General features: G+C 33.2%; 23 protein-coding genes and 1 tRNA gene. 16 read left to right on the forward strand and 8 right to left on the reverse strand.

Annotated elements, in window-relative coordinates; translation table 11 throughout:
• Nucleotides 1–3 precede the first annotated feature (3 nt).
• The gene (locus LS72_RS01275) at nucleotides 4–729 is read right to left on the reverse strand and encodes a (Fe-S)-binding protein (RefSeq protein ID WP_034555276.1); all 726 of its coding nucleotides are present in this window, start codon (nucleotides 727–729) and stop codon (nucleotides 4–6) included.
• A gap of 250 nt (nucleotides 730–979) precedes the next feature.
• On the opposite strand from LS72_RS01275, the gene LS72_RS01280 reads away from it, so the two are divergent.
• A complete protein-coding gene (locus LS72_RS01280; RefSeq protein WP_138154903.1) occupies nucleotides 980–2647 on the forward strand; it encodes a lactate permease LctP family transporter in 1668 nt (555 codons plus the stop codon).
• Between the two features lie 34 nt (nucleotides 2648–2681).
• On the opposite strand, the gene LS72_RS01285 is transcribed toward LS72_RS01280, so the two are convergent.
• A complete protein-coding gene (locus LS72_RS01285; protein WP_034554766.1) occupies nucleotides 2682–3344 on the reverse strand; it encodes a 16S rRNA (uracil(1498)-N(3))-methyltransferase in 663 nt (220 codons plus the stop codon).
• On the reverse strand, nucleotides 3344–3757 hold the full coding sequence (locus tag LS72_RS01290) for a hypothetical protein (RefSeq protein ID WP_034554762.1): 414 nt from the start codon (nucleotides 3755–3757) through the stop codon (nucleotides 3344–3346). The genes LS72_RS01285 and LS72_RS01290 overlap by 1 nt, the downstream gene beginning before the upstream one ends.
• 206 nt (nucleotides 3758–3963) lie before the next feature.
• Here LS72_RS01290 and cysS point away from each other — a divergent pair, with 206 nt between their 5' ends.
• From cysS to LS72_RS01315, 5 genes are all read left to right on the forward strand, one after another.
• Nucleotides 3964–5367 (forward strand): cysteine--tRNA ligase, encoded by a 1404-nt coding sequence (gene cysS / locus LS72_RS01295; RefSeq protein ID WP_034554763.1) that lies wholly within the window; start codon nucleotides 3964–3966, stop codon nucleotides 5365–5367.
• Nucleotides 5367–6077: a sulfite exporter TauE/SafE family protein gene (locus LS72_RS01300; RefSeq protein ID WP_034554767.1), complete on the forward strand. Its 711-nt coding sequence runs from the start codon at nucleotides 5367–5369 to the stop codon at nucleotides 6075–6077. The genes cysS and LS72_RS01300 overlap by 1 nt, the downstream gene beginning before the upstream one ends.
• A gap of 124 nt (nucleotides 6078–6201) precedes the next feature.
• Nucleotides 6202–7266, forward strand: a complete 1065-nt coding sequence (locus LS72_RS01305; protein ID WP_034554764.1) for a hypothetical protein — start codon at nucleotides 6202–6204, stop codon at nucleotides 7264–7266.
• Nucleotides 7263–7778 (forward strand): hypothetical protein, encoded by a 516-nt coding sequence (locus LS72_RS01310; protein WP_034554765.1) that lies wholly within the window; start codon nucleotides 7263–7265, stop codon nucleotides 7776–7778. Before LS72_RS01305 ends, LS72_RS01310 begins: the two co-directional genes overlap by 4 nt.
• The gene (locus tag LS72_RS01315; RefSeq protein WP_138154906.1) at nucleotides 7775–8296 is read left to right on the forward strand and encodes a hypothetical protein; all 522 of its coding nucleotides are present in this window, start codon (nucleotides 7775–7777) and stop codon (nucleotides 8294–8296) included. The genes LS72_RS01310 and LS72_RS01315 overlap by 4 nt, the downstream gene beginning before the upstream one ends.
• On the opposite strand, the gene LS72_RS01320 is transcribed toward LS72_RS01315, so the two are convergent.
• Both LS72_RS01320 and LS72_RS01325 read right to left on the reverse strand, forming a co-directional pair.
• On the reverse strand, nucleotides 8293–8610 hold the full coding sequence (locus LS72_RS01320) for a thioredoxin family protein (RefSeq protein ID WP_034554047.1): 318 nt from the start codon (nucleotides 8608–8610) through the stop codon (nucleotides 8293–8295). The genes LS72_RS01315 and LS72_RS01320 overlap by 4 nt on opposite strands.
• A gap of 27 nt (nucleotides 8611–8637) precedes the next feature.
• Nucleotides 8638–9351, reverse strand: coding sequence for a YebC/PmpR family DNA-binding transcriptional regulator (locus tag LS72_RS01325; protein ID WP_034554048.1), 714 nt, complete (start codon nucleotides 9349–9351; stop codon nucleotides 8638–8640).
• Between the two features lie 131 nt (nucleotides 9352–9482).
• Here LS72_RS01325 and LS72_RS01330 point away from each other — a divergent pair.
• A tRNA-Asn gene (locus LS72_RS01330) sits at nucleotides 9483–9557 on the forward strand.
• A gap of 32 nt (nucleotides 9558–9589) precedes the next feature.
• Here the strand turns inward: LS72_RS01330 and LS72_RS01335 are convergent.
• Complete coding sequence (locus LS72_RS01335; protein ID WP_414458054.1) at nucleotides 9590–10375, reverse strand: thiazole synthase; 786 nt, start codon at nucleotides 10373–10375, stop codon at nucleotides 9590–9592.
• 22 nt (nucleotides 10376–10397) lie between these two features.
• Nucleotides 10398–11831: a bifunctional ADP-dependent NAD(P)H-hydrate dehydratase/NAD(P)H-hydrate epimerase gene (locus tag LS72_RS01340; protein WP_034554053.1), complete on the reverse strand. Its 1434-nt coding sequence runs from the start codon at nucleotides 11829–11831 to the stop codon at nucleotides 10398–10400.
• 83 nt (nucleotides 11832–11914) lie between these two features.
• Between LS72_RS01340 and LS72_RS01345 the strand changes: the two genes are divergently transcribed.
• From LS72_RS01345 to trpB, 9 genes are all read left to right on the forward strand, one after another.
• The gene (locus LS72_RS01345) at nucleotides 11915–12283 is read left to right on the forward strand and encodes a hypothetical protein (RefSeq protein ID WP_052087300.1); all 369 of its coding nucleotides are present in this window, start codon (nucleotides 11915–11917) and stop codon (nucleotides 12281–12283) included.
• Nucleotides 12284–12357: 74 nt separating this feature from the next.
• Nucleotides 12358–13095, forward strand: coding sequence for a UMP kinase (gene pyrH / locus LS72_RS01350; RefSeq protein ID WP_034554055.1), 738 nt, complete (start codon nucleotides 12358–12360; stop codon nucleotides 13093–13095).
• Nucleotides 13092–13310, forward strand: a complete 219-nt coding sequence (locus LS72_RS01355; protein ID WP_034554058.1) for a DNA-directed RNA polymerase subunit omega — start codon at nucleotides 13092–13094, stop codon at nucleotides 13308–13310. The genes pyrH and LS72_RS01355 overlap by 4 nt, the downstream gene beginning before the upstream one ends.
• Before the next feature lie 32 nt (nucleotides 13311–13342).
• The gene (locus LS72_RS01360) at nucleotides 13343–15493 is read left to right on the forward strand and encodes a RelA/SpoT family protein (RefSeq protein ID WP_034554060.1); all 2151 of its coding nucleotides are present in this window, start codon (nucleotides 13343–13345) and stop codon (nucleotides 15491–15493) included.
• Between the two features lie 9 nt (nucleotides 15494–15502).
• Entirely contained in the window at nucleotides 15503–16717 is a 1215-nt protein-coding gene (tyrS, locus tag LS72_RS01365; protein ID WP_034554062.1) for a tyrosine--tRNA ligase, read from the forward strand.
• 10 nt (nucleotides 16718–16727) lie between these two features.
• Nucleotides 16728–17822 carry a nitronate monooxygenase gene (locus LS72_RS01370; protein WP_034554063.1) on the forward strand — a complete coding sequence of 365 codons (1095 nt, stop codon included), beginning with the start codon at nucleotides 16728–16730 and terminating at the stop codon, nucleotides 17820–17822.
• Nucleotides 17822–18970, forward strand: a complete 1149-nt coding sequence (locus tag LS72_RS01375; RefSeq protein WP_331250507.1) for an N-acetylmuramoyl-L-alanine amidase family protein — start codon at nucleotides 17822–17824, stop codon at nucleotides 18968–18970. The genes LS72_RS01370 and LS72_RS01375 overlap by 1 nt, the downstream gene beginning before the upstream one ends.
• 19 nt (nucleotides 18971–18989) lie before the next feature.
• On the forward strand, nucleotides 18990–19829 hold the full coding sequence (locus LS72_RS01380) for an LTA synthase family protein (protein WP_034554065.1): 840 nt from the start codon (nucleotides 18990–18992) through the stop codon (nucleotides 19827–19829).
• Between the two features lie 9 nt (nucleotides 19830–19838).
• Entirely contained in the window at nucleotides 19839–21047 is a 1209-nt protein-coding gene (gene trpB, locus LS72_RS01385) for a tryptophan synthase subunit beta (protein ID WP_034554067.1), read from the forward strand.
• A gap of 164 nt (nucleotides 21048–21211) precedes the next feature.
• Here trpB and LS72_RS11650 read toward each other — a convergent pair.
• Nucleotides 21212–21310: hypothetical protein (locus tag LS72_RS11650; protein WP_414458056.1), on the reverse strand; the 99-nt coding region annotated here is incomplete at its 5' end.

The raw sequence follows: 21310 nt of genomic DNA on the forward strand, positions 1-21310 counted from the left end.
ACCCTATGCTCCTATTCTTTGGGCTAAGAAATCATAAAAGTGCATAGTTTTTATATTGACTCCTTGTTTTTTCATTGCTCCACTAATGTTTAATAAACAGCCAGAATCTGCACTTAAGAGATATTCTACCTTACGCGATTGTATGTCTTGTATTTTTTGGCTTACCATAGCATAGGATATTTCTGGTTCTTTAATGCTAAAAGTTCCTCCAAAACCGCAACATTCTTCTTCTCTTTCTAGCTCGATAAGTTCGACATTTTTTAAGCTTTTGATAAGAGATTTTGCAGAAGCAATACATTTAGTTACCCTTAGGGCGTGGCAATTGCTGTGCCAAGTTACTTTAGTGGGGCTTCCTTTATCCTCATAGCATACTTTAAGCTCTTTTTCTAAAAATTCGCTAAGTTCAAATACTCTTTGGCTAAAGTCTTTTGCTTGTGATTGATAAGGAGTATTTTTAAAAAGCTCTTGATAATCTACTCTCATCATACCCGCACAAGAACCACTAGGGACGATAATGGGTTCCTCTCCTTTAAAAAGATTCATTATATAAAGAGCAATTTTTTTACTCTCTTCATAATAGCCAGAATTATAGCTTGGTTGCCCACAGCAAGTTTGGTCTTTTTTAAAAATGACTTCTACCCCTTCTCTTTGCAATAATTTAATGCTATTAATACAGGTATCTGCAAACGCAACTGCTCCAATACAGGTCGAGAAAAAGAAAACACGCATTTAAACTCCTTGTGTTATTTCAAGGTTGATCTGAAGAAATTGTATCTGTGAAATTTATCACAAAAAACTATATTTTTTATTGAAGTTTAGAATAAAAGCAATTAAGGTAAGTATTGTCTGTAAAAGTTTGTAACACATTTAGAAGTGTGAAGGAATAGTTTTTTAACAAAAGATGTAGAGGTAGTAGAAATTTAAGAATCAATTTTTTATAATGATTTTGTTGAATGTATGAATTATTTAAGGAGAAAAGATGTGGTTTCAAATTTATGATCCACTAGGGAATCAATGGCTAAGTGCTTTTGTGGCGTTGTTGCCTATTCTTTTGTTTTTTGTTTCTCTAGTTTATTTGAATTTACAAGGATATGTTGCGGGTTTTCTAACCGTGGTTTTAGCAACATTAATTGCTTTATTTGTCTATGATATGCCATTAACTAATGCTATAGGAAGTTTGATTTATGGCGGTTTGTATGGATTATATCCTATTGCGTGGATTATTATTGCGGCGATTTTTCTTTATAAATTAACCGTAAAATCTGGATATTTTGATATTTTAAGGGAATCTATTATCGCCATTACTCCTGATCAAAGAATTCAAGTTATATTAATAGGATTTTGTTTTGGAGCTTTCTTAGAGGGTGCAATTGGATTTGGGGGTCCTGTTGCCATTACTGCAGCACTATTGGTAGGTTTGGGGCTTCGTCCTTTGTATGCAGCAGGGCTTTGTATGATTGCCAATACTGCTCCAGTAGCTTTTGGGGCAGTTGGGATTCCCATTATTGCAATGGCGGGTGCGTTGAATTTTCCAGCGCTTGAAATCTCATCAATGGCAGGACATATGCTCCCTCCCCTTTCTGTGTTTATTCCTTTTTTCTTAGTGTTTTTAATGGATGGGTTGAAAGGTGTTAAAGAAACTTGGCCTGTGGCATTAGTAGCAGGTGGAAGTTTTGCCCTTATTCAATACCTCACAGCGACCAAGCTTGGGCCTGAGTTGCCAGATATTGCTTCGGCAGTAGTTTCTATTATCGTAGTGGCATTATTTCTTAGGATATGGAAACCTAAGAATGTTTTTAAATTTGATGAAGAAGTCGGTGGAAAAGCTAATGTGGAAAATAAACCTAATTATAGTGTAGGGCAGATTATTTTAGCGTGGTTACCCTTTGTTATCTTGATTTTAGCCATTATAGTTTGGACCCAACCTTGGTTTAAAGCCTTGTTCGCTAAAGATGGGGCTTTGAATTTTCTTGTTTTTAGATTTGAGATTTCGGGGCTTATAGGGATTATGCAAAATATTCCTGTTGTGCCAGAGCCAAAAGCTGTAAATTCAATCTTTACCTTCCCATTAATTAATACGGTTGGAACTTCTATTTTCTTAGTGGCAATTATTACGATGATAATACTTAGGGTTAAAGTTTCTACTGCTATAAAAACTTTTGGTGAAACTTTAAATGAGATGAAGTTTGCGATTTTAACGATTGCCTTAGTTGTCGGATTTGCTTTTATCTCAAATTATAGTGGAATTTCAGCAAGTTTAGCTTTAGCACTAGCACAAACAGGTGATGCTTTTGCATTTTTCTCTCCAGTGGTTGGTTGGATAGGAGTATTTTTAACAGGAAGTGATACAAGTTCGAATCTACTTTTTGGTGGATTACAACAATTAACCGCAAGAGCACTTGACATCCCAGAGGTTTTATTCCTGGCAGCGAATTCCGTAGGAGGAGTTGTAGGCAAAATGATAAGCCCACAGAGTATTGCTATTGCTTGTGCGGCAGTTGGATTAGTAGGCAGAGAATCAGATTTATTTAAATTTACGGTGAAGTATTCTATAATTTTTGTGATTGTTATCGGTCTTTTTACTTATGCTCTTGCTATGCTTCATAAAAATGGAGTGATTGATTTATTAGCTATTACTACATCATAAGATTAATCCCTAAGATTAATCCCTGCTTTGGGGATTAAATTATTCCTAATGTTGCATAAATAGCAGCATTCTCACTGCGTAAAATATTACAATTTAATGCACTATATACGGATTTGTTTTTAAATAATATCCTCTCACTTGGGCTAAATCCCCCCTCAGGTCCTATTAAAATAGATTCCTCTTTTAGGTTTTTTAAAGATTTACCGTTGAAGTCTAAAATTGCTAAATTAGGGTATTTAGTTAGTATCTCTTCAAGATTATTAAGAAATTCAATTTCTAAAGCCGTAATTCTCCCGCATTGCTCACACGAATTTTCTAGGATTTTTTTAAGCCTTTCTTTAGAGAGTTTAAAGTTTTTTTGTGAATATTCTGCATAGAAAAATGTGATTTTTCGCAAATTAAATTCATTGAGTATAGGGAGTGTTTTTTCTATATTTTTTGGTTCGATGATTGACCAAATCAAATGCCCATTTGGTGGATTAATAAGTTCTGTCTTTTTAGAAGAAATTAAATGGAGTAATGCTTCTTTTTTGTCTAAGGAAGCAATGGAATAGGTATAACAATTTAAATCCCTAAGATTCCTAAGATATAAGAATTGTGTTTTTTTGGTTCTTCTTGTTCGAAAGAGGTGATGATAACTATCGCCTTGTAGTTTTAAGCACTGCTCTCCAGCGTTTTTATGGATAAGGAATTGCATTATAAAATGAAAATGAGTAAAAATAAGCCAATAAAGGCACATGTATCAAAAAGATATTTTCTTAATGCCCATTGGAAGAATAGCAGTCTTATATTAGGGTTAGATTCCACTTGTATAAGTTTTTGTTTTTTATGTCGTTTGATTTCAAGGATAAAGATGAGTAGCCAAAGAATAAGCATAATAAAAACTTCGGGGATTATTGTAAATCTAAGCATTGCCCAAGATACTAATCCACTAAAAAGACTTGCACTAAGAAAAGTGTAATAAGCAGGAGCCATAAGGGCTAAAAATTTTAATTTTTGCGTATGTGAGGTTTTAAAAAGAAGTGCATAAAGATTAATAAGTGGAGGCAAAAATAACAGAAGTGATAAAAGTAAATGCACATAGATTAGTTCAAGTTCTATAAAATCCATAATTTTCACTTTATATAAATAAGTGAATTCTAACAAATAAGTCAGCATTTTGTAAAGATGAGTATTCTAGAGGGGTTAGAATTTTATAAAGTGAGTATCAAAAGTAGTTGGGAATTAGAGTTTTTTTGTTATACTTCTTACTTTGAAAGTCACTTTTTTGAAATTCCATTAAATCTTCGCATTTCTTTAAGTTAAGGGAATATAGTATGCCAATTAAAATTTATGATAGTGTAAAAAAGAAGAAAGTAGATTTTATTCCACTTAATCCCCCAGAAATTCGTATGTATATTTGCGGTCCTACGGTTTATGATGATTCACACTTAGGACACGCAAGGAGTGCAATTGTCTTTGATTTATGGCGTCGAGTTTTGGCTGAAAATGGATATAAAGTTTTGTTTGCAAAAAATTTCACCGATATTGATGATAAGATTATTAATAAATCACTCCAGAGTGGCTTAAGCATTGAGAATATTACACAACACTATACACAAAAATATCTTGAAGAAATGGAGGCTTTAGGGGTTATTAGGGCAGATATAGAACCTAAGGCTACACAGAGTTTAGAGAGTATTTTTGCGATGATACAACAGCTCTTACAAAAAGGATTTGCTTATAGGGCTGCTAATGATGATATTTATTTGTCTGTCAAAAAAGATTTAGAATATGGTAGTTTAAGTGGTAGAGATGCGGAATTAGAGACACAAAGTAGAATTCAAGATAGTCAGCAAAAAAAAGATTCTAAAGATTTTGCTTTGTGGAAAAGCTATAAAGGAGAGGGTGATATAGGATATGAATCTCCTTTTGGCAAGGGTCGTCCAGGTTGGCATATAGAATGTAGTGCAATGATTAAAAAACATTTGGCTTATGCAGGTGAATACGCTATTGATATACACGGAGGAGGGGCAGATTTGCTTTTTCCTCATCATGAAAATGAAGCTTCACAAACGCGATGTGCGGATAATCAAAAAATTGCTAAATATTGGATACATAATGGGTTTGTAACTATTAATGGTGAAAAAATGGCAAAATCTTTGGGTAATAGTTTTTTTATTAAAGATGCGTTAAAAAATTATGATGGTGAGATTTTGCGTTTTTATCTCCTAAGCACCCATTATCGTATTGGGTTAAATTTCTCTGAAGAGGATTTGTTAAGTTCTAAAAAGCGATTAGATAAAATTTATCGCTTAAAAAAGCGAATCTCTCCTATACAAGGCATAGAAGAAAAAGGTTGTTCCAAATTTAAAGCAATGCTTTTAGAGGCATTAGGGGATGATTTGAATATTTCAAAAGCTTTAAGTGTGGTTGATGAATTTGTTAGCAAAGCTAATGAATCTTTAGACAATAAACAAACCAAAGAAATTCCTGCTATTACGGGGGGTTTAGCTATTATACAAAGACTTTTAGGGATTGGGGGTAAAGATGCCTTTGCTTATTTTCAACTAGGTATTAGTAAAGACCAAAGAATGGTAATAGAATCCTTAATCCGCAAACGTTTAGAAGCAAAATTACAAAAAGATTTTAAACAAGCTGATGCCATTCGTTTAGAGCTTTCTTCTATGGGTATCCAAATTATGGATACCCCCTCTGGGAGTGTTTGGGAGAAAATATAGTGGAAGGTTGGGAATTAATTAGTCTTTTTATGATTGCATTAATAGGCAGTTTTGGGCATTGTATTGGGATGTGCGGAGGCATTGTTTTAGCCTATTGTAGTTCTTTGCCTAAAGATTTAAATAAAAGACATATCTTAGCTTATCACTTACTTTATAATTTTGGACGCATTAGTGTTTATATTGTTTTAGGTGCTATAGTTGGATTTTTAAGCAGTATGTTTGCAATTAATCCTTATTTTCGTGGAGGACTTTTTATATTTGCTGGAATAGTTATGGTATTAGCTGGAATATCTCTTTTGGGTAAAATCAAATTTTTGGTTTTTTTAGAACATTCTTTACAAAACTCTCAATGGTATCAAAAGGAATTTAAAAAATTTTTATCCCTAAAAACACCTTTAAATTTATACTTGTTAGGGATTTTAAATGGTTTATTGCCTTGTGGTTTTGTGTATGCGTTTTTATCAAGTGTAGTGGGTTTTGCCAATGCTTTTACAGGAGGGGTGATTATGGCAGTTTTTGGAATGGCTACTATGATTCCTTTGTTAATAATGGGGTTTTTAGCTAATACTTTATTCTCTCAAGCAAGATTAAGAAAAATTGTTATGAATATTGCCGCTTTAGCTATTGTTATTTTTGGTGTTTTGATGGTGCAAATGGGGGTAAAGTTTTTTTATCCTACAGAAATGGAACACAAAGTGCATATGCATTAGGTAAATATTGCAAGAAGATAATCATCACAATTCTTAAAATTGGGTAAAGATATTAAGAATTAGTTTATTCTTAAGGCAAAATTATTTATTATATTATGGTTTAAGAATGGGAGTTTAAGTCAAGATGAATCTCAAAAAAGCAATCCGCTATCTTTTAGCTACTGTTGTAATAGGGGTTGAAATCGATAATAGGTTTTGTTACATTACAACAAAAATTTATAAACGTGCTAAAGTTATTGAGACCCAAACAAAAACATTTAAAACAAACCCTGGCGAGTTACCTATGTCAGCAGTTAGATACATTAATTCAATTCGGTTTAAAAAGCCTTTTACCTATATTTCTTCTTTATCTACTTCGATTATTCAAGGGGTGATGGATACTGCTAATGAAGATGATTTTATTAAATATGGGGTGAATGTATCAGATATTGAGTCTAAAAGAATTGATGATTGGTTTGTGTATTGCTCTAAAGAGGGTATTGCAGAGACCAGAAAACAATTTTTAAAAGTTGGAGTGGATTTTGTGATTTCCCCTTTTGCGTTGTTGTATTCTTTGATTAAGAATACTGTCGAAGATACTTGTAACCTCTATATTTTGTTTCAAAAGTCTAATATTACAATGATGGTGGCCAAAGGAAAGAATGAGATTCTTTTTGGTGCTTATTATATTCTAGAGAGCAAGATTAATTTGAGAGACAATACTGCTAAAAAGCATTTAAGTGAAGATTTAGACGATATTGACGAATCTGATGTAACCAATGATATAAATCACGAATTATATAGTCTTGGAGACTTAGATTTAGCAGATGAGTCTGATTCTGATGAGGAGTTAATTGAGTTTTTAAAAGATGAGTCTGATGATTCCATTGAAGAAAATATTGAAGAAAGTATTGAAGAAAGTATTAACGATAATCATCAAGAATCTTTTGATGATTTTTCACGTGTAAGTTATGCGGCTAAATTCATTCAATCTGCTGTTAGTGAGTTTTATAATAATAAGATTTATAAAAGTGATTTTATCACACAAATTATTTTGTTTAATCCTCACAAGATTGATAAAGAAGTGTTAAAACATATTGCTAATGTTACAATGTTGGATTTAGATGTTCGAGCTTGTAATATTTCTGATATTCTATCAAATTTAGGCTATGAATCTTATAAATTCTTTGAAGAGAAAGAAATGATATGAATTATAGTTTTACGCTTCCCAATAAGAAAACTTTATTAAAAAAAATCTCGCGTATTTGGTGGGGTTATATTTTTTTAACCATCTTTATTTTATTGGGATTTGTCGTTACACTTAAGATTCAGGGATTCATTATGAGAGAGGAGATTGAAGCATCACTGCTTGAGAGAGAAAACTTATTGCAAGACATTAAAAATTATCAAACACTTCAGATACAAGAAGAATATAAGGTTAGATTTGGTAGTGCCATTGCTTCACAGAATATTATCCTTAAAGAAAGTGTTGAAAATCTCTTTGGGATGATACCTGAACAGATTACTTTAAAAAAAATAGAGATGAGTAAAACCCAACTTACCCTCTATGGAGTAACACCCTCTAAACAGGTTTATACATTTTTACTTGAAGTGCCATTGCGTTCTATTTTTAATCAAAGTCGGGCTGATTTTTATGCTTTGCCAAATGGTTGGTATAATTTTATCTCTGTTAGTAAAATAAATGAAGAGAATGAAGAATGAAGGCATTTTTAGCACAAATTGATTGGATTAGAAATACTTTCTTTTTTGTTTTTTATTTCTTTTTGGTTGTGATTATATTTCTATCTTTAGTGAATCCCCAACTACAAGAATTTAAAAAGGAAAATACGAATTATCGTAAGGAATTACATATTACCCAGCAAGTGCAAAAGCAAAAAATGCAAACTGCAGAGACTTTAGCAAAATACCAAATGGATAATCATACCCTCTTAAGTGCCTTTAAAGCGAATATTACACAAGAAAAAATCAAGAGCAGACTTTCTTCTATTTTTGAAAAAGTAGATGTTGTTAAAAATGGTGAAGCTTATCTTAAAAATGGTTATTTAGCGCAAAATTACATTGTAAGCGGTAAAATTGTGGATATAAAGGCTCTTAATGATGCATTAATACAAGTTATTAGTTTGGAAGGCATTGTGCATCTTGTATTCCCTATTCATATAGAAGCAGAAGAAGGAGTTTTGGTATTTTCCTTCTCCTTAGAAGTATATTCTTTGCCTTAAATATCAAGAGTTTTCTTAATTGCCCCTTCAATAGCATTTTTAGAATCAGGCTCTACGACTCTCTCTCCCATTTCTATACCATTTTTGTAAAAGATTAAAGTTGGGATTCTTCTAATTCCAAGAGATTCTTTTAAGCTCTCTTCCTCATCGGCTCTCACTGCAAAGAAGTTGACTTGTTTGTCATACTCTTTAGCTAAAATTTCAAGAATAGGCTCTATTTTTCGACAATCTGGACACCAAGGCGCACCAACAGCTACAAGAGATACCCCTTCTTTGATGGAGTTTTCATAAGTTTGTTGTGTTAATTTTGTCATTGTTTATCCTTTCAAAGTTTAAGTTAATTAGGCGATATTGGTAAAAACTGCTTGAACATCATCGTCATCTTCGATTTTATCAAGCAATTTTTCAATATCCACAAGCTGTTCTTCACTAAATTCTACAGGAGTATTGGCAATCCTCTCTAAAGCGGCTTTTTTAACTTCTATTTGGAGGGATTGTAGAGCATTAGCTAAAGTCCCAAAGCTCGTATAATCTCCATAAATATGCACAATTTCTTCTTCAATCTCCATAGAATCTAATCCTACATCAATGAGAGTAAGCTCTAATTCTTCTAAATCTTTAATATTTGTTTTAGCAACTTCAAAATGTGCTTTGCGGGAAAACATAAATTCTAAGGAATTATTAGTAAGCATTGTGCCACCAAATTTATTCACATAGCTTTTAAGATTAGCAACAGTTCTTGTAGGATTATCGGTAGCACATTCTACAAAAAATAAAGCTCCATAAGGGGCTTTTATTTCATAATTTACTTCTGTAATTTGGATTCCATCTTTACCCAAAGCCCTTTTAATAGCAGCTTCAATATTATCTTTTGGCATATTTTGGGCTTTAGCAGCTAAGATAGCACTACGCAATTTAGAATTCATATCAGGATCTCCACTCCCGCCTTCTTTAACCGCAATACTAATTGCTTTGCCTAATTTTGGAAAGAGTTTAGACATTTTATCCCAACGTTTTTCTTTGCTTGCTCTTCTGTATTCAAATGCTCGTCCCATAAAACCTCGAATTCCTATAAACTTGATATGAAATTATAGTATTTTACTATATTGTTTTTCAAGTTTCTATATTATTTTTTTAAAACTATTGACACCCTAAGGGTTTTTCTATATAATTCTACCTCTTTTATTCCGGATTAGCTCAGCGGTAGAGTAGGCGGCTGTTAACCGCTTGGTCGTAGGTTCGAATCCTACATCCGGAGCCACATTTATAATATCCCCCTCTATTTATAAGATCTTAGTTGAATTCTAATAAACCATCATTTGGAGAGCTTGCGGTTGCATAAGGTTTTTTAGGGATTCTACCTGCAAGATAACTTGCTCTTCCAGCTTTTATTGCATCACGCATAGCTTGAGCCATTAAAATAGGGTTTTTTGCCTGTGCTATAGCGGTATTTGTTAAAACACCATCTGCACCAAGCTCCATTGCTATGGCACTATCAGAAGCACAACCAACCCCAGCATCTACGATTACAGGAATTTTGACTGCAGCTTTAATAAAGGCTATGTTATAGCGGTTTTGGATACCAAGTCCGCTACCAATGGGTGCAGCTAAAGGCATTATAGCACTTGCTCCTGCATTTTCAAGCTTTTTTGCCATTACGGGGTCATCATTAGTATAAGCTAAGATATTAAATCCTTCTTTGGCTAATACCTCACAAGCATTTAAGGTTTCAATAACATCAGGATAAAGAGTTTTTTGGGTATCCCCTATAATTTCAAGTTTAATAAAGTCAATTCCAGTTGCTTCTTTGGTTAAACGAAAAAGTGTAATAGCCTCTTTAGCATTGACACAACCTGCAGAATTAGGGAGAAAAGAGATATTTGTATGTTTAAAATAATCTAACAAATTCTCCTCATTAGGGTTTGTGATATTAACGCGTCTTACCGCTACAGTTATCATCTCTGCCTCTGAAGCTATTGTAGCATCATAAGTGGTTTTAAAATCCGGATATTTTCCACTACCTACAATCAAGCGACTTTTAAAATTTTTATTCCCTATTTGTAAAATATCATTTTCCAACATTATCTCCTTAATTTTTTGCTTAAATGTAGCGGATTTGCTCGATTAAATCAAGGGGACTAAGTGCAAAATTTGCATTTTTTGTGGCAAATTTTTTCGCACAAAGGCTATGGGTTAAAATTCCTTGTATGCAGGCTTCTAAGCAATCATATCCTTGCGCTAAATAACCCCCAATGATTCCTGCTAAAACATCCCCACTTCCACCTTTTGCAAGAGTATTTGTTCCTAAAGGATTGATAAAAACTTCTCCTTTTTTGGCTAAAAGGGTATTTGCACCTTTGAGCACTAAGGTGGTATTTGGGTAGTTTTGGCTAAATTCTAAGGCTAAAGGAATGCGGTTTTTTTGCACTTCAGAGATAGAAATTTCTTGATTATTAAGTTGTTTAAGAATCTCTATAAATTCTTTAGGGTGTGGAGTAAGGATAAGATTGGTGAAGTTTTTTAAAAAAGCTTTAAAGTCTTCGTGATAGAACATATCTGCATCTAATAAAAGGGGAATTTCTTTATAGGGTTGTAGAGTTTTTATCAGGGATGGAGACTTTCTCCCATACCCCATTCCAAGCAAAATAGCTGTGGTATTAGCAGGGAGATTCTTTGTTTGCATAATCTCTATAGGGCAATTTGGGCATTCCCCAATGATGCTAACAAGCCCAGCACCTATCCTAAGTCCAGCGAGTGCAGCAAGAATCCCAGCACCTCCCTTTTCACCTATAAAAATACTTAAATGCCCAAAATCTCCTTTGTTGCAATTATTTGTTTCTCTTAATGGGGGGTTAAAATCTTTTTCTTCTAAGAGATGAAAGGGGGAATTTGGGGTAAAAAGATTTTCTTCTATGCCTAAATGTAGTAAAAGAATGTCTCCTACAAAATCTTTAGCATAATCACTAAAAAGCCCTGTTTTTAACGCTCCCATTGTAAGTGTGAAATTTGCCCTAAAGGCTAAGGGTTTATTTTGGATAAAACGAGGATTTCCTGCTTTATCAATCCCACTTGGAATATCACAAGCAATCTTTAAAGCCTGCATTTGATTAAGCAAAAGGAGTAAATTTTCTAAGTTTTTTGGAAGATCCCCTCTAAATCCTATGCCAAAAATACCATCAACAATAATATCAAATTTTTCTTTATGTTCTAAAGTTTGTATAAAGTTTAGCTCACAATGTGATTCTAGACTTTTTAGTCGTTGAAATTGTAGAAGAGCAAGCCTACTTTTAAGGGCGAGGGGTAACAAGATAGTTATTTTACATCTTCCACAAAGCATTCTAGCTAAGGCTAGGCAATCAGCACCATTATCTCCAGCTCCACAGATAAACAAAATCTTTGAATCTTCTTTACAAAAGGGTAACATAAATTCTCTCATTCCTCTAGCTGCATTTTCCATAAGAATTTCAGGAGATAAATAAAACTTATCAATGGCATTTTTATCAAGCAAACTTGTATTAGTAAATATTTTTTTCATCTTTTTTCCTTGATTTGCTTTTTAAAATCTTAAATAAAATATGTTATAAATTCAATCAAAGATATTTTGAATTTAAGGTGTTTATGAATTATAGTTGTTTTTTGTTACTTTTGGTGGTATGTTTAGTAGGGTATCAAGGGAATGCTAAAGAATCTATGAATAAAGAAAGTATTGATATGGCTTCTGAAACATTGTTAAAAAAAGAAAAGCCATCAAGCTTCAGACAGCATTTGGATAATTTAAACTTACAATTACAACAAAAAAATTTGCGTAATTTGCAGCTTGATAGTGCAGGGTTTAAGAAACATCAAGAGTATTTTGAAGATTTTTATAATCGTAAAGATTTATCAAAACCCTCTTCTAATAATCCTAAAGGTAATTTTGATAAAGCCTTACAAAAGCAGTTAAAGCAAATAGAAAAATTACGCGAAGATAATAATAAAATTTGGTAGATAACGCTTAGTCTTTACTTATTCATAAGTAACTTTTTAATATAATGCTTCATTTGAAACTCAAAGGTTTTGTGATGATAAAGCGCGTGTTGGTAAAGTTTTCTGGTGAAGCATTAGCAAGTGAAAGTGGTTTTGGGATTGAGAGTTCTATTTTAGATTATGTTGCCCTAGAGCTAAAATCCCTAGTAGATATAGGTGCAGAAGTTGGTATTGTCATTGGCGGTGGGAATTTCATCCGTGGTGTGAGTGCGGCAAAGAGTGGATTGATTAAACGTACAAGTGGAGATTATATGGGTATGCTTGCTACAGTGATTAATGGAGTGGCTATACAGGAAGCTTTAGAATACCACGGGCTTGATGTTCGCGTTCAGAGTGCTTTAGAGATTAAAGAAGTTTGTGAAACTTATATTAATCGTCGCTCTATTAGGCATTTAGAAAAAGGACGCGTTGTTATTTTTGTCGCAGGAACGGGGAATCCATTTTTCACAACAGATACGGCGGCTACTCTAAGGGCGGTAGAGATAGGTGCAGAAATAATTATCAAGGCGACAAAGGTTAATGGGGTTTATGATAAAGATCCTGTGAAATTTAGTGATGCTGTGATGCTTAAGCAGCTTAGTTATGAACAAGCCCTAAAGGATAATATTAAGGTAATGGATGATACGGCTATTGCCTTAGCAAAGGATAATGCTCTTCCTATTATTGTTTGTAATATGTTTAAAAAAGGGAATCTTTTAAATATTGTTCAACAAAACGAAGATGCTATTTATTCAAAAGTTGCGAATCTAAATTTATATAAGGAAATAAAATGAGAATAGAACAAATTGCTTCTAAGGCATTAGAAAAAGTAAATTTTGATAGATATTTGCTTTCTAATATTTTATTTGTGAGAATTGATGAGTTAAGTCGTGGGGCTAAACCTCTAGTTAATAAAAATGTTAAAAGTGATAAACTCTCCGATATTGCACTTTTAGAAGTCGCAGAGGGAAAGATTGGGTTAGAGAAAATTGAGGATTTTAAAAATTAAGGATAATTTTTAAGGATTAGCAAGGTTGATTTTTGGATTTTTTAAAAAAAGTTAGAGAAATTACAAGTCCAAATAAAGCAATAGAGTTGCTTTATTCTATGGTTGAAGAAGTTCCTAGCATACAAAATGCCATTGCTTTTGCTACACAAGCCCATCAAGGGCAGGTAAGAAAGAGTGGAGAGCCTTATATTGTCCATCCCTTATTGGTTTCTTGTATTGTAACTTATTTTGGTGGAGATGAAGAGATGGTGTGTGCTGCACTTTTGCACGATGTTGTAGAAGATACACCTTATACTTTAGAGGAAGTAAAAAGGGATTATGGGGCAGATGTTGCTTCTTTAGTGGATGGATTAACAAAAATTGTTGCCATTCGTGCAGAAGAATTACCCTCTTCATATTCTAGTGAAAAACTTGTTGTAGCAGCCCTAAGCTTTCGTAAAATGTTAATTACTTCTGTAAAAGACGTTAGAGTGCTTGTTGTGAAGCTTTGTGATAGGTTACACAATATGCTAACCCTAGATGCCCTAGCATCTAATAAACAAAAGAGAATCGCAGAGGAAACTTTAGTTGTTTATGCGCCCATAGCACATAGACTTGGTATTTCTTCATTAAAAAATGAATTAGAAGATAGAAGTTTTTATTATATTTTTCCTCAAGAATATAAAAAAATTGATGATTATTTTTCTAGGCATAAGCAAATGATTCAATTAAAACTGAATGCTTTTATCCAAAAAGTTGAAAAGAGCTTAATTCAAGGGGGAATACCTGTAGGAGATTTTAGTATTACAAGTCGTATTAAACGGCATTATTCTATATACCTTAAAATGCAACGCAAAGGAATTTCTATTGATGAGGTTTTGGATTTACTAGCTATTAGGGTAATTGTCAAAAATCCTTTAGAGTGTTATAGGGCACTTGGAATCTTGCATTTAAAATATAAACCTATAATGTCTAGGTTTAAAGATTATATTGCCTTACCTAAAGAAAATGGATACCAAACTATTCATAGCACACTTTTTGATGATTCGGCAATTTTTGAAGTGCAAATTCGGACAGAGGATATGCATAAAAGTGCAGAGTATGGGATTGCAGCACATTGGAAATACAAAACAGGTGGCAATAATAATGCCCCAAGTTTAGAATGGCTTAATAAGTTACAATTTCAAAATAATTCTGTTGAGGAATTTTATGAGCTTGTTAAGAATGACTTATACCGTGAGGATATTGTAGTCTTTTCTCCTGATGGGGATAATTATTCTTTGCCTATTGGTGCAGTTGTGCTAGATTTTGCCTATGCAGTGCATACGGAAGTTGGTAGCAGGGCTAAAGAAGCGTATGTAAATAACCAAAAAACCTCTCTTTTAACAAGATTAAAAAGTGGAGATATTGTAAAGATTGTAACTGCTAGTGAGAATATTTTGCGTTGCTCTTGGGCTGATGCGGTTAAAACCTCTAGGGCAAAAAGCCAGATTCGTAATAATTGTGCTTCTAGGATAAAAGAGATTGAACGCAAAAGTGCTATTAATATTATCGCAACAATTTTTGGTAAAAGTGCAGAAGAAATTGAGAGATACTTAATAGAAAGTGATTTAGAGGATATGGCTTATCGTGCTACAACCGATATTAGCTTTTTAAAAGATATTAAAAATCGGATTGAAAATAATTATCGTCAAAATATCGGGTTTTTAACGCGGATTAAAACGAGGATTTTAAAACTTAAAGAATTGCGTTTTGATAATTTAGCTATTTATACCAATCATACGATTAATCAAGCCGTTTTTGATTATTGCTGTCATCCAAAATTTGGCGATGGAATTATTGCTTTTAAGAATGGTTCTAAGGCTTTTGTGCATCATAAACTTTGTGATAGGGCGTATTTGGAGATTCAAAAAGGTGTTAAAATGCTTTATGTAAATTGGTTTGGGGATAAGTTACAAACTTATAAACTCATCGTTGCTTTAGAAAACCAAAAAGGTGTTTTAGCGAATTTTTTACAATTCTTAGCAAAAATGGATATTAATGTTTTAAGTGTGGAATTAGGTTCACAAAAAAGTAATTATGCCACCCATTGTGAAATGTGTTTTGAATCCCATATTCGCGATACAAAAGAAATTAAGGCAAAACTTGGTAATCGTTATAAGATTATTGATGTCTATGCCCTAAAAGATGCCTATGCGAATTAAGGAGAGAGGATGAGTTTGCAATCAAAAGTTAATTTAGCTTTAGCAGAGATTGAAAGGGGGACGCAAGAAATTATAGGCTTAGAGGGAATTAAAACCTTGCTATCTGCTTATTTTGAGAGGGGAGAAACTTTTAGTATTAAAGCAGGGTTTGACCCAACGGCTCCGGATTTGCATTTAGGGCATACAGTGCTTTTACAAAAACTTGCTATTTTTCAGAAATATGGAGCTAAGGTTTATTTTCTTATTGGGGATTTTACGGGGATGATTGGAGATCCAACAGGAAAAAATGAGACAAGAAAACCTTTGAGTAAAGAGCAGGTTTTAGAAAATGCAGAGACTTATCAAAAGCAGGTGCTTAAGGTTTTAGATTCTTCAAAGATGGAAATTGTCTTTAATTCCACTTGGCTTGAAAAATTAGGCACCAAAGGAATGATTGAATTATCCGCAAAGTTTTCTGTTGCAAGAATGTTAGAGCGGGATGATTTTGAAAAAAGGTATAAAGCACAAAACCCTATTAGTATCGTAGAGTTTTTTTATCCGCTTTTACAAGGTTATGATTCTGTGGCTTTAAATTGTGATATTGAAATAGGTGGGAGTGATCAAAAATTTAATTTGTTGATGGGGAGGCATTTGCAGAGATCTTATGGATTAAATAAAGAGCAATCTGTAGTAATGATGCCTTTATTAGAAGGTTTAGATGGTGTGCAAAAGATGAGTAAGAGTTTAGGGAATTATGTAGGAATCACCCAAGAACCCAAAGAAATGTTTGGGAGAATTTTAAGTATTTCTGATACTTTAATGTGGCGTTACTATGAGCTTTTAAGCACAAAAACTTTGCAAGAAATTGGAGCTTTAAAAATAGGGGTAGAGCAAGGAAAATTCCATCCAAAAGCCATAAAAGAGGATTTAGCCTTAGAAATTATTGCACGTTATCATGATAAGCAAAAGGCACAAGAAGCAAGAGAGGAATTTATACGCGTTTTTAGTAAAGATGAGTTACCTAGTGATATGCCAAGTTTTATAAAATCTAAAAATATCTGGATAGCACAGCTTATGAGTGAATGTGGATTAAGTGCTTCTAATTCTGAATCTCTAAGGCTTATTAAACAAGGTGCCGTAAAACTTAATCACCAAAAATTAGAGGATTGTAAGCTTAATTTGCAAGAGGGTGAATATGTTTTACAAGTTGGAAAAAGAAAATTTATTAAAGTTTTGATTCAATAAAAGGAAATTTATGCTACAAAAAGTTCAATTAAAGCCCCTAAAAATTGGAAAATATACTCTTCCAATTCCTATATTTCAAGGTGGAATGGGTGTTGGTATTAGTTGGGATAATTTAGCCGGAAATGTTTCAAAATGTGGTGCATTAGGGATTATTTCTTGTGTAGGGACAGGTTATTATAAAAATAGTGCTTTTATTCAAAAAGCTGTTAAAAATCGTCCTTTTGATACTATTAATTTCTACTCTAGAGAATCTTTGTTTGAAATTTTTAAAAATGCCCGAAAGATTTGTGGCGAAAATCCTCTTGGGGCAAATATCCTCTATGCTATTAATGAATATGGCAGAGTTGTAAGAGATGCTTGTGAAGCAGGGGCTAATATGATTATTACAGGGGCGGGATTGCCTACAAATCTACCAGAATTTACTTCTAATTTTCCGCAAGTGATGCTTATTCCTATTGTTTCTTCAGCAAAAGCCTTAAAGATCCTTTGTAAGCGTTGGGAGGGTAGATACAAAAGAATCCCTGATGCTATTATTGTAGAGGGACCCTTAAGTGGAGGACATCAAGGGGTAAGTTATGAAGATTGCTTTAAACCTGAATACCAGCTTGAAGCCGTAGTTCCACAGGTGTTAGAGGAATCTAAAAAATGGGGAGATATTCCCATTATTGCTGCGGGAGGAATTTGGGATAGAAAAGATATTGATAAATTTATGGATTTAGGTGCTAGTGGTGTGCAAATGGGAACTAGATTTTTAGGGGCTAAAGAATGTGATGCCAAACATTATAATGCTTTAATGTTAAAGGTTACTAAAGAAGATATTGAACTGATTAAATCTCCTGTGGGTTATCCCGCAAGGGCTGTTGTTACAGGAATTATTAAGGCATTAAGAGAGGGAAGAGGGGAGAAAATTGCTTGCATAAGTAATTGTGTGGCTCCCTGCCATAGAGGAGAAGAAGCAAAAAAAGTAGGATATTGCATTGCTGATGGCTTGGGTGATGGATATTTAGGGGACATTAATAAGGGTTTATATTTTACAGGGGCGAATGGTTATAGGATTGAAAAAATTCAAAGTGTGCAAGAAATTTTAGATGAATTAACACAATGATGAGAATTTTTTTAATTTTTCTTTTCTTTGGTAATATTCTCTTAGCACAGTCTTTGAAGATAATTTCAATCCAACAAAGTCAAAATAGCATTATTTTAAATTTTAACCAAAATATCAAAAAACAAGATTTTAAAGACTTTGCTTTAAAAAACAATGGTGGGATTCGTTATGTTTATGATATACAAGCGGAGCTTATGGGGAGTGCTAAAGTTTTTAAGTTTGAAGATAATATAGAATTTAAGATAGCACAAAATTCTAAGGAGAGGGTACGTTTTGTGATTAACTCCTCTAAAGAGATAAAAATCCCCTTAGAAGTATCAGCTAAAAAGGCAGTTTTGATATTTCCTAACGCTAAAAGTCTCAATTCACCTTCTATTGCTTCTTTGTTTGAGGAACCTAAGATAGCTAAAACACCTCCAAAGACTACAACCACCAGTACAGCTAAGGTTACCACTACAGCAAATGGGGTTGGCAAAAAAAAGGTGATTGTAATAGATCCAGGACATGGGGGGAAGGATTGTGGTGCTATGAGTGTAGGGAAAGTTTGTGAGAAAGTGATTGTCTTAAATATTTCTAAATATCTTAATGAGGAGTTAAAAAAGAGGGGGTATCAGGTCTATATGACTCGCTCTAAAGATATTTTTATAGGACTTAGAGAGAGAACAAGGTTTGCTAATAATAAAAATGCGGATTTATTTATTTCTATCCACGCTAATGCTATTTCTGAAAATAGAGAGAAGCTAGAAGGTGTTGAAAGTTACTTTCTCTCAACAGCTAGAAGTGAGAGAGCTAAGAAAGTAGCGGCTTTAGAAAATAAAGATGATACAGAGGTTATGAATTATTTTTCGAAGCAGTCTTTTTTAAACATCCTCAATACGCAACGTATTATTGCTTCTAATCGTTTAGCCATTGATATTCAATATGGAATGCTACAAGCAGTAAGAGGAAAGTATAAAGTCGTAGATGGAGGTGTAAGGGAGGGTCCATTTTGGGTGTTAGTAGGGGCATTAATGCCTTCAGTTTTGTTAGAGGTTGGTTATCTAACGCACCCTAAAGAGGGAGAAAGGCTTAATCAAAGTGCTTTTCAAAAAATGCTCGCATTAGGAATTGCCGATGGTGTTGATAATTACTTTGCCAAGAATCCTTAATTTATAAAAAGGTTAAATGATGAAAAAAAATATACCCTTTCATCTAGTATTTTCTTCTTTATATTTTGTTTTAGCACTTTTTACTATTTTAATGCTTCTACTTTCGGGATTTGCAGAAGATTTTAAACAAATGTTTCGCTTAATAACACAGCCTTATGGCGTGTATTTTATGATAGCAATTATTTTATTATTAGGGGGAGTCGTAATTAGTCTTTTTCATCTTGTTAGGATTTATACAAGCTATATTTCAAAAATTTATAGTCTTTGTATAGCTAGTGTATTGTTAATTTTTGTTTGTTTGCTTTATTATCAATTTTTTATTGAAGAGAGGGTATATTTGAATCTTTTTTCTTTAGAAGATTCTTTAAAGTTTGTTAAAGAAGGAATTCTTGATAAACCTTTCTATATTAGGGTTGTGGATTATCTCTTTTATAGTTTATTTGTTGTTATTCCTTGTGCGACATATTTTTTAAATTTGCATTTTGATAAAAATAAGATAATAGGAAGAATCATCGAGTTAATGCAACCAAATTTTAATGTTATTATTGGTGGGATTTTTGGTTTTAGCATTTCTCCTTTTTTCAAAAATGGAATTATAGGTTATATAGAGCTAATATTTTTGGTTTTAGGATTTTTAGTCTTTATTTATATTGTCGTTATACGCAAGAATCTTTTGGATTCTTATGAGCATTTTAATTTATTTTTGTTGTTGGTTGTATTTGTTACTATGATGATTACTAATCATAGTTTTATGGATGCACAATCTTATTTTGAAGTGCGTAAGGCTTTTTATATATTAGTATTAGTGGGTTGGTCTAGTGGTTGGATGATGAAATTAAAACCCAAAACTTATGAATAAAGGATACCAGTGAAACAATTTTATTTAAAGCAATTCCCTAATGAAGAAGGGTATTTTGGAAAATTTGGTGGAAGTTTTGTCCCAGAGAGTATTCAAAAAGCAATGCAAGAGATCGATGCAGCTTATAATCTTATCGCGCAAAATAGTGATTTTATCGCGGAATTACGAAAAATTAGAAAACATTTTCAAGGGCGTCCTACTCCAATTTATTTTGCGCATAATTTAACAAGGGAATATAAAGGGGCTGGAATTTATTTAAAGAGAGAAGATTTAAACCACACAGGAGCACATAAGCTTAATCATTGTATGGGTGAAGCACTTTTAGCAAAATTTATGGGAAAAAAGAAATTAATTGCAGAAACAGGGGCTGGGCAGCACGGAGTGGCATTAGCTACAGCAGCAGCTTATTTTGGGTTAGAATGTGAGATTCATATGGGAGAGGTGGATATTGCTAAAGAGCATCCAAATGTAGTGCGTATGAAAATCTTAGGGGCTAAGGTTATTCCTGTAAGCTTTGGAGCAAAAACCTTAAAAGAGGCGGTAGATTCTGCCTTTCAATCTTATCTAAAAGATCCTCATAATGCGATGTATGCTATTGGTTCTGTAGTTGGTCCTCATCCCTTTCCTAAGATTGTCCGAGATTTTCAAAGTATTGTAGGGATAGAATCTAAAGAGCAATTCCTTGAAATGACAGGAGAGTTGCCAGATATAGTGATAGCTTGTGTTGGGGGTGGCAGTAATGCTATGGGAATTTTTAGTGGATTTATTGATGATAGTGTAGAGTTAGTAGGGGTAGAGCCTTTGGGGAGAGGTGAAAAATTAGGAGAGAATGCAGCAACTTTGAGCTATGGAGAAGAAGGTGTTATGCACGGGTTTAATTCAATTATGTTAAAAGATTCTAAGGGAGAGCCAGCATCTGTTTATAGTATCGCAAGTGGATTAGATTACCCAAGTGTTGGACCAGAACACGCTTATTTGCATAGTATTGGACGCACTAAAGTAGCAACAATCTTAGATAAAGAAGCCATTGCTGCATTTTATCTCTTAAGCAAAAAAGAGGGTATCATTCCAGCTATTGAATCTAGCCACGCTTTAGCTTATGCTCTAAAGATAGCGCCAAATCTTAAAGGGAAAAAAATCCTTATTAATCTTAGTGGAAGAGGGGATAAAGATATTGATTTTATCGCTAATACTTATGGCTATGGAGAGGTTTATTAGATATTTGAGTCTTTTTGAGAACTTCCCTATCTAAACACATAAATATATAGAGATTTTTATTGATGAATTTTTAAAAGCAGTGATTTGAGAGATAAAAAGAAAGTTTTATTAATCAAAACAAAGTATTTGATTATTGCAGTTAAGCCAATAAAGAAGAAGTTTCCCTAAAACTTCTTCTTATTAACATCTTCTAATATCTCTTGAGCAATAGCATTAACATTTTGTGTAACACTATTGGTATCATTAACAATCTCTACATTATT

The organism is Helicobacter apodemus, assembly GCF_000765745.2.
GTDB classification, from domain to species: domain Bacteria; phylum Campylobacterota; class Campylobacteria; order Campylobacterales; family Helicobacteraceae; genus Helicobacter_D; species Helicobacter_D apodemus.

Coding starts and splice junctions, on each gene's coding strand:
- LS72_RS01275 (WP_034555276.1), bottom strand. CDS start 729: ATGCGTGTTTTCTTTTTCTCGACCTGTATTGGAGCAGTTGCGTTTGCA.
- LS72_RS01280 (WP_138154903.1), top strand. CDS start 980: ATGTGGTTTCAAATTTATGATCCACTAGGGAATCAATGGCTAAGTGCT.
- LS72_RS01285 (WP_034554766.1), bottom strand. CDS start 3,344: ATGCAATTCCTTATCCATAAAAACGCTGGAGAGCAGTGCTTAAAACTA.
- LS72_RS01290 (WP_034554762.1), bottom strand. CDS start 3,757: ATGGATTTTATAGAACTTGAACTAATCTATGTGCATTTACTTTTATCA.
- cysS (WP_034554763.1), top strand. CDS start 3,964: ATGCCAATTAAAATTTATGATAGTGTAAAAAAGAAGAAAGTAGATTTT.
- LS72_RS01305 (WP_034554764.1), top strand. CDS start 6,202: ATGAATCTCAAAAAAGCAATCCGCTATCTTTTAGCTACTGTTGTAATA.
- LS72_RS01310 (WP_034554765.1), top strand. CDS start 7,263: ATGAATTATAGTTTTACGCTTCCCAATAAGAAAACTTTATTAAAAAAA.
- LS72_RS01315 (WP_138154906.1), top strand. CDS start 7,775: ATGAAGGCATTTTTAGCACAAATTGATTGGATTAGAAATACTTTCTTT.
- LS72_RS01320 (WP_034554047.1), bottom strand. CDS start 8,610: ATGACAAAATTAACACAACAAACTTATGAAAACTCCATCAAAGAAGGG.
- LS72_RS01325 (WP_034554048.1), bottom strand. CDS start 9,351: ATGGGACGAGCATTTGAATACAGAAGAGCAAGCAAAGAAAAACGTTGG.
- LS72_RS01340 (WP_034554053.1), bottom strand. CDS start 11,831: ATGAAAAAAATATTTACTAATACAAGTTTGCTTGATAAAAATGCCATT.
- LS72_RS01345 (WP_052087300.1), top strand. CDS start 11,915: ATGAATTATAGTTGTTTTTTGTTACTTTTGGTGGTATGTTTAGTAGGG.
- pyrH (WP_034554055.1), top strand. CDS start 12,358: ATGATAAAGCGCGTGTTGGTAAAGTTTTCTGGTGAAGCATTAGCAAGT.
- LS72_RS01355 (WP_034554058.1), top strand. CDS start 13,092: ATGAGAATAGAACAAATTGCTTCTAAGGCATTAGAAAAAGTAAATTTT.
- tyrS (WP_034554062.1), top strand. CDS start 15,503: ATGAGTTTGCAATCAAAAGTTAATTTAGCTTTAGCAGAGATTGAAAGG.
- LS72_RS01370 (WP_034554063.1), top strand. CDS start 16,728: ATGCTACAAAAAGTTCAATTAAAGCCCCTAAAAATTGGAAAATATACT.
- LS72_RS01375 (WP_331250507.1), top strand. CDS start 17,822: ATGAGAATTTTTTTAATTTTTCTTTTCTTTGGTAATATTCTCTTAGCA.
- LS72_RS01380 (WP_034554065.1), top strand. CDS start 18,990: ATGAAAAAAAATATACCCTTTCATCTAGTATTTTCTTCTTTATATTTT.